Raw genomic sequence first — 581 nt, 5'->3', positions numbered from 1 at the left:
TGGACCGCATGGTACAACAGTCACTAGTACAAGTACTTCAACCAATATTTGAACCGATATTTTCTGATAGTAGCTTTGGATTCAGACCGAATCGTAACGCCCAGCAGGCGATCAAAAGGTCAAAAGACTACTACGCCCAAGGCTACAAATATGCAGTTGACATAGACCTAGCAAAATATTTTGACACCGTGAACCATGACTTGTTGATAGGTATGGTAAGGGAACAAGTAAAGGATGAAACCATCATACGTTTCATACGCAAATTCCTAAAGAGTGGGATCATGTCAAATGGGGGAATGCACATAATTTTGTGTAAATGGTTAATCCTACCAATTTAAAGAAGGTTACCATTTATGCGAAATAAGCAAGACACATTAGCAAAATTAAAACTTAAGGTGAATCGAGATAAGAGCAACACTGGGAGCACACTTAAGCTTAAGTTTCTTGGCTATTGCCTCTACAAAGCTAGAGGAAAGGCTGGAATACGACCACACCAAGAGTCCATAAAACGGTTCAAGGACAGGATAAGGCAGATAACAAGTCGTAAACGTGGTAGGTCAATTCAACAGACACTTAAAGAA

The 581-nt window shown here is 39.8% G+C and carries 1 protein-coding gene and 1 pseudogene; both read left to right on the top strand.

The window, feature by feature from the left end; genetic code table 11:
* Positions 1-338: reverse transcriptase domain-containing protein (locus CDO51_RS13150; RefSeq protein WP_240503595.1), on the top strand; the 338-nt coding region annotated here is incomplete at its 5' end.
* A 15-nt stretch (positions 339-353) separates the two neighbouring features.
* A pseudogene (locus tag CDO51_RS13145) lies at positions 354-581 on the top strand (group II intron reverse transcriptase/maturase); the annotation flags it as partial.

The organism is Natranaerobius trueperi (assembly GCF_002216005.1).
Lineage (GTDB): Bacteria > Bacillota > Natranaerobiia > Natranaerobiales > Natranaerobiaceae > Natranaerobius_A > Natranaerobius_A trueperi.
The sequence above is the reverse complement of the archived record's forward strand: the minus strand, read 5'-3'. Positions and strand labels throughout refer to the sequence as shown.